We start from the raw sequence: 2,806 nt of genomic DNA on the forward strand, positions 1-2,806 counted from the left end.
TGAATATTGCAGACAGAATGAGCCACTAGTGCATACTTTTGAGCCACCTAATGCGGATGAAAAAGCCACCATGTGCGGAGTGGTGAGCCACTCTGCTATATAAATACCTCCCTGTATAATTGAGAAGCATGCGTTACCGCATGACAATTTTTAATAGGGAGGTTTTTTATGTGGTTAATTGTAGGAAGATTCTAGATCTTCACTTTGAGGGGATGAGTCAGCGTACGATTAGTGCCGGTACTGGCCATTCTAGGAATACGGTAGCTAGTGTAGTACAAGCGGCAAAAGCCAGGGGGATTCAATCCTTAGACGATGTTATGACGGACGCCTGGCTAAATGATTTTTTGTTTCCTGAGAAACAAGCAATTGAGAAAGGGTATTATCCCGTGGACTGGGAGAGGGTACACAAAGAACTTCAAAAGAAAAACGTTACACTGAAATTATTGCATCTTGAATATGCCACCGAAGCACGAGAGGGAAAGAAGATCCCTTATGCTTACCGCACGTTTACGGAAAAGTACGGTAATTACGCAAAGAAATATAAGACGACAATGCCAGTACGTCGAAAGCCTGGTGAAATTATGGAAGTTGACTGGGCAGGTTCAACACTTTCCATTCAAGACAGGGCAACCGGAGAAAAGATACCAGCCTACGTGTTTATAGCTACACTGCCTTACAGTCAGTACAGCTATGTGGAAGCATTTATAGACATGAAATCGCAGAATTGGCTTACTGCCCACATTCACGCCTTGGAGTATTTTGGAGGCGTACCTGAGACGATGGTACCCGATAATCTAAAAACTGGGGTCACCAAACCTCTACGAGGTGAACCAATTCTGCAAGAAGCATATAGAGAGCTAGCTGATTATTATCATACTGTAGTTGTGCCCAGTCGTGTGCGAAAACCGAAGGACAAAGCAAGTGTTGAAGGAACGGTTGGATATATTTCCAGACAGATTATCGCTGCTTTACGCCATTATCCCTTTTTTCATTTGGAAGATCTGAATCATCACATTTCACATAAGCTTGAAGAGATCAACACTACTGCCTTTCAAAAGCGTCCAGGATCTCGGAAAGAAGTGTTTGAAGAAGAGGAGAAGCCTTACCTTCGCCCTCTTCCACGCACACGTTACAAGTTAACGGAATGGAAAACAGCGAAAGTTCAACCGAACTACCACATCCAGGTTGATCGCATGTATTATTCCGTTCCTTATGAGTACATCCGGGAGCAGGTTGAAATTCGCTTAACACCCGATCTACTTGAATTTTACTTCAAAGATGTACGGATTGCATCTCATAAACGATTAAAAGGTGACATTGGCCAGTATTCGACTTCTGTAGAACATATGCCAGATCATCACCGTTTATATTTAGATCACAATCCTGAAAATAACCGAGCTTGGGCTAAAACCATTGGACCTTCTACGGAGAAGTTCGTTGATTTAATGCTTGAACAAAACGCAGAGAAAAAAGCATTATCCATTTTGAGCGTTCTTAGAAATATAGCGGAAAAGTATGATCCGATTACGCTAGAGAAATCGGCAGACACTTTATTAACCATATCAAGTAATCCAACTCTTTCAGTCCTTAAGAGTATTCTAGACAGACAGACTAAAAGGATTCCGCCGGAATCATCTGGCGGAAAACCAAAAAATATGGCTAATGATTATGGATTTGTACGTGGTGCAGCTTATTTTGGGAAGGAGCGCTCTAAATGAATCAGGAAACTTTACGAAAACTAACTGAAATGAAAATGGGTGGCATGGCAGATATTTATCAACAACAGGGCCAAAACCGTGAATATCAAGCAATGGATTTTGATGATCGCTTTCAACTTTTAGTCGATCATGAGTACGACCGTAGACGTTCGAATAAGTTAGAACGTCTGATTAAGCAAGCAATGTTCAATGAGCCGACAGCTGCCGTTGAAGATATTGAATATCATCCGGATCGCAAACTGAACAAGCAACTCATCTTAGAACTCGCAACTGGAAACTATATTCAACGACATCATAACATTATCCTAATGGGTGCGTCAGGGAACGGGAAAACATGGATCGCAAATGCCTTTGGTGTTCAAGCGTGTCGTCAGTTTTACAATGTTAAGTATATTCGGCTTCCTGAACTATTAGATGAGCTAACTGTGGCAAAGTTCGAGGCAGACGGGAGCTTTCGGAAGTTAATTCAAAAATACCGAAAAGTAGATGTACTCATACTGGATGAATGGTTATTAACTGAACTTCCTGAAGATCACGTCATGCTTGTGTTGGAAATTATAGAATCAAGGCTCAAAAGAGCCTCTACTATATTCTGTTCGCAGTTTTCTCCAGAAGGATGGCACGCTAAATTAGGCCAAGCACAAGTAGCTGATGCCATTCTTGATCGTATCATTCATGATTCATATCACATAATGGTTGATGGAGAGATTTCAATGCGTGAACGCCATGGATTGGTGGGCTCTTCATGATTCCTATTGAAGTAGAGAACCGTATTGCCAAGTATTTCTTTCACCACTTTCTCCCTGAAGAGGTCATGGAGCATCTCGTAGCACTACTTTTACCCCTTTGTTTAGAAGCTGATGAAGAAGAAGATTTAGATCAAGATGAACTTGTAAGACTAGCTGTTTCAATACTTGAAGCTCGATTAGAGGGAAAAAGCATTAAATGACTCACACAGCCATCGAAAAACCTAATTTCGATGGCTGTTTTATGTATCTTGGCTCTTAGTTCCGCACTGAGTGGCTCTATTGTCCGCAATTGGTGGCTTAAAAGTCCGCATAACTGGCTCTTTCCTAATGCAATACTCA

At 41.6% G+C, this 2,806-nt stretch carries 3 protein-coding genes; all 3 read left to right on the forward strand.

Features of this window, described 5'->3' with window-relative positions:
• Nucleotides 1–140 precede the first annotated feature (140 nt).
• From istA to BMW59_RS21200, 3 genes are read left to right on the forward strand one after another with little or no spacing between them, the layout of a single operon-like run.
• Nucleotides 141–1,718: an IS21 family transposase gene (gene istA / locus BMW59_RS21190; RefSeq protein ID WP_281244295.1), complete on the forward strand. Its 1,578-nt coding sequence runs from the start codon at nucleotides 141–143 to the stop codon at nucleotides 1,716–1,718.
• Nucleotides 1,715–2,467 carry an IS21-like element helper ATPase IstB gene (istB, locus tag BMW59_RS21195; RefSeq protein WP_093056308.1) on the forward strand — a complete coding sequence of 251 codons (753 nt, stop codon included), beginning with the start codon at nucleotides 1,715–1,717 and terminating at the stop codon, nucleotides 2,465–2,467. The genes istA and istB overlap by 4 nt, the downstream gene beginning before the upstream one ends.
• Nucleotides 2,464–2,667 carry a hypothetical protein gene (locus BMW59_RS21200; RefSeq protein ID WP_093056310.1) on the forward strand — a complete coding sequence of 68 codons (204 nt, stop codon included), beginning with the start codon at nucleotides 2,464–2,466 and terminating at the stop codon, nucleotides 2,665–2,667. The genes istB and BMW59_RS21200 overlap by 4 nt, the downstream gene beginning before the upstream one ends.
• Nucleotides 2,668–2,806: the final 139 nt, after the last annotated feature.

Origin of the sequence: Salipaludibacillus aurantiacus, from assembly GCF_900111295.1 — a bacterium.
GTDB lineage: Bacteria > Bacillota > Bacilli > Bacillales > Salisediminibacteriaceae > Salipaludibacillus > Salipaludibacillus aurantiacus.

Bases quoted from the DNA above. Each gene is read 5' to 3' on its own strand.
- istA (WP_281244295.1), top strand. From the start codon at position 141: ATGACAATTTTTAATAGGGAGGTTTTTTATGTGGTTAATTGTAGGAAG.
- istB (WP_093056308.1), top strand. From the start codon at position 1,715: ATGAATCAGGAAACTTTACGAAAACTAACTGAAATGAAAATGGGTGGC.
- BMW59_RS21200 (WP_093056310.1), top strand. From the start codon at position 2,464: ATGATTCCTATTGAAGTAGAGAACCGTATTGCCAAGTATTTCTTTCAC.